This is a genomic window from Candidatus Termitispirillum reticulitermitis, from assembly GCF_054655775.1.
The window spans coordinates 1-3,062 of sequence record NZ_BAAIHG010000104.1; the positions used below are offsets into that span (position 1 = coordinate 1).

The following is a 3,062-nucleotide window of genomic DNA, read 5'->3' on the forward strand; positions in this document are numbered from 1 at the left end:
TCCTTTTGTAGCATATATGTGCCCAGTATCATACGCTTTTTAACCTCATCGCCGAAACCCTCGTTGCGGGTGTGCGTATATATATCATCCATTACATCTACGTCCGCCCTATAGCCAAAACGAATGCCGTCAAAACGCGACAGATTGCTACTAACCTCCGCTGTGGCGATAATATAATAAACTGATATGCCGAAATCTATATCGCGCATATGTATATCAACTATCTGTGCGCCCAACTCCTCAAACTTTTTTAATGCAGCTTCAACTGATTTGCGCACTTCGGGCGATAGATGTTCCGACATATACGTGTCGGGCAATCCCAGTTTTACACCCTTTAGATTGGTTGATAGGCTTTTATAAAACGGTGGCGGATTGTCATTCACCGATGTGGAATCGTGCGGGTCGTGCTTTGAGAGTGTGTCCATTATAAAAGCCACGTCCTCTGCGCTGTGGGCGATAGGTCCTAGCTGGTCTAAGCTGGATGCATAGCTCACCACGCCGTAGCGCGACACACGCCCGTAAGTAGGACGCAAGCCCACCACGCCACACAGCGAAGCAGGCTGACGAATAGAGCCACGAATATGACGAGGCATTCAAGCATTGTGATGTCCTTGTGGGACCTGTTGCTGCTACGACAGCATTTGAGTTTGGTAGCACCAGCAATGCATTTGAAATGTACCTGAACGACCTATACACGGTGTTTCTGAACTTGAATGGCTCCTGTGGTATATCTATTCCCTGCGGGTTTGACAGCAAGGGGCTACCCGTAGGTTTGCAGTTGCAGGGTGATATGTTTGCTGACCAAAAGATTATAAACATAGCCCATGCCTTCCAGCAAGCTACCGACTACCACATGCGGATGCCTGAAGCTTATAAATAAAGGGAGAAAGGGGTTTGATATGTCAACGAAATATGAGCCTGTGATAGGGCTTGAAGTTCACGTTCACTTAAATACTAAATCAAAGATATTCTGCTCCTGCTCTACGGAGTTTGGCGGGCAAGCAAATTCACAGGTTTGCCCTGTGTGTATGGGTTTTCCCGGTGCATTGCCCTCGTTTAACGAAGAGGCATTGAGAAAAGCTGTCCTTGCGGGGCTTGCGCTGGGTTGCGATATTCAGAAATATAGTCGTTTTGATAGGAAAAATTATTTCTATCCAGATTCACCGAAAGCTTTTCAGATTACGCAGCTATTTATGCCTATCTGCCTAGGGGGTAGCGTGACGATAGACAACGAGCGGGGCGAAAGCAAAACGTTTAATCTAACGAGAATTCATATAGAGGAGGATGCAGGTAAACTAATCCACGGGGAGAATCTTGGTTCGGCTAACTCTAGCTATGTTGACTTAAACCGCAGTTCTGTGCCGTTGATAGAGATAGTGAGCGAGCCTGAAATCCGCTCGGCAGAGGATGCTAGACTCTATATGCAAAAGTTACAAATCATATTGCGCTACGCTGGCGTATCTGACTGCAATATGGAGGAAGGCTCTATGCGTTGCGATGCTAACGTATCGTTGCGCCACATAGGGCAGGAAAAGTTTGGCACTCGTGCAGAAGTTAAAAATATGAACTCTTTCCGTAATGTTCAGCGGGCGGTGGAATACGAGATAAAACGCCAAGAGGAGATTTTAGAGGGCGGGGGAGTGGTTCGTCAAGAAACACGTCTATGGGACGCTACGAAAGGTATTACCATGCCTATGCGAACCAAAGAGGATGCTGACGACTATCGCTACTATCCAGAGCCTGATTTACCACCTGTTGTGATAGACGACAACTATATAAATGATTTGCGCTCAAAGTTGCCCGAGCTACCCGATAGCCGCAAAGCGCGGTTTATGAAAGACTTCGGTTTATCGTTTGCTGATGCATACCTGTTAACGTCTGATATTGACTATGCAAACTATTACGAAGAGGCACTGAAAGCATATAACGAGCCTAAAAAGGTGGCTAATTGGGTAATGAGCGAACTTTTGCGTATAGTGAATGACAAGGTTTGCAATATTTATCAGGCAAATATCGCTCCCAAGTCGCTGGCGGAGCTAGTCCAGCTGATAGACAGCGGGGCAATAAGCGGCAAACAGGGCAAAGAGATTTTTGCGCTGATGGTTGAAAGTGGAAAAACCCCTGCCGATATAGTCAAAGAGCATAATATGGCTTCATCAAAGAAACAAGCACTCCTATCATTATCAGGCAACTTCAGCCCAAGATGACGAGAACCTATCCCCAGACCACTAACGGCAGGCATTGCACCGTATATTTTCACGTTAGGATTATGTGTAGTTATCGCTTTTCGCAATATATTTTCTTGTTTAGCACTAGCCACCTTGTTTAAGATAACACCCGCCACGCGAGCATCCTTTGCAAGTGCCTGAATACCAGCAATAATCGCCGCCACACTAGCTGCAAGCCCCGCAACATCTAAGACTAGCACCATAGGAGCACCCGTTATGCGCGCAACATCATAGCTACTGCCCGCAAAGTTGACAGGGTCTAATCCGTCAAAAAAGCCCATAACACCCTCAATAACAGCCCCGTCTGAAGAAATCAATCCCCTATCATAGAGTCGTTTTAGGGAGTTTTCATCCATTAAAACGCTATCAAGATTGTAAGCTGGCATACCGGCGGCATCAGAGAGCCACAACTGGTCAATATAATCTGGACCAGACTTAAACGGCTGCACCTGCAACCCGCGTCTAGCGAGCGCACGAACAATAGCACTTGATAAAACTGTCTTGCCGGAGTTGCTACGGTATGCCGACAACATAAAAGAAAACATAAGCACCGCCTAATCCCTACACCCGGGGATTTTCTGGCGTGAGGTATTCTGGCTCGCGTAGCTCATAGCCCATGCATTAGCTATAAGGTGCAGACTCCTTGCCTTCCCATTATAAAACAGTGGCGTGATAGCAGTCGCACTAGTAATTCTACTCTACACTTACAGATGCGGGAACAGCGTCGGTCTCACACCGAACTTCCCTCACGATGACACAATGGTATCGCTAATTTTATATTTTGTCAACCCTTTAACAACACTTTTTTTAGTATCTCGTTAATGGGCTTCGGGT

Annotated in this window: 3 protein-coding genes, 1 pseudogene and 1 riboswitch; of the genes and pseudogenes, 2 read left to right on the plus strand and 2 right to left on the minus strand. The window is 46.5% G+C overall.

Annotated elements, in window-relative coordinates; translation table 11 throughout:
- Positions 1-593: amidase family protein (locus tag AC1MDJ_RS07350; RefSeq protein WP_479690276.1), on the minus strand; the 593-nt coding region annotated here is incomplete at its 3' end.
- Positions 594-613: 20 nt separating this feature from the next.
- Between AC1MDJ_RS07350 and AC1MDJ_RS07355 the strand changes: the two genes are divergently transcribed.
- Together AC1MDJ_RS07355 and gatB are read left to right on the plus strand one after the other, a co-directional pair.
- On the plus strand, positions 614-880 hold the full coding sequence (locus AC1MDJ_RS07355) for an amidase family protein (RefSeq protein WP_479690277.1): 267 nt from the start codon (positions 614-616) through the stop codon (positions 878-880).
- Between the two features lie 19 nt (positions 881-899).
- Entirely contained in the window at positions 900-2,207 is a 1,308-nt protein-coding gene (gatB, locus tag AC1MDJ_RS07360) for an Asp-tRNA(Asn)/Glu-tRNA(Gln) amidotransferase subunit GatB (protein ID WP_479690278.1), read from the plus strand.
- A gap of 32 nt (positions 2,208-2,239) precedes the next feature.
- Here the strand turns inward: gatB and AC1MDJ_RS07365 are convergent.
- Positions 2,240-2,773: pseudogene (locus tag AC1MDJ_RS07365) on the minus strand (nucleotide-binding protein); the annotation flags it as partial.
- Positions 2,774-2,814: 41 nt separating this feature from the next.
- A riboswitch (cobalamin riboswitch) is annotated at positions 2,815-2,975 on the minus strand.
- Positions 2,976-3,062 lie beyond the last annotated feature (87 nt).